1 protein-coding gene is annotated in these 257 nt (G+C 63.0%); it reads left to right on the top strand.

The annotated features are described in order from the left end of the window. On the top strand, positions 1-257 hold a 257-nt coding region (locus tag IH00_RS37870), incomplete at both ends, for a hypothetical protein (RefSeq protein WP_158828015.1).

Genomic DNA, 257 nt, shown 5'->3' on the forward strand with positions numbered 1-257 from the left:
GTGAAGACGACGACGACCGTCCTGGTCGACGTCCTGAAGTCCGGGGCGCCCCAGGCGGTCAAGATCGCGGTCACCAACACCGTGACGACGACGACCAACGTCCTGGTCAACGTCCTGAAGTCCGGAGCTTCGCCGGCGGTCAAGGTGGCGGTCAGCAATACGGTGAAGACGACGACCAACGTCCTGGTCAACGTGCTGAAGTCGAACGCGTCGCCAGCGGTCAAGATCGCCGTCACCAACACGGTGAAGACGACGAC

The sequence above is a fragment of the Streptomyces sp. NRRL S-118 genome (genome assembly GCF_000716335.1).
GTDB lineage: Bacteria > Actinomycetota > Actinomycetes > Streptomycetales > Streptomycetaceae > Streptomyces.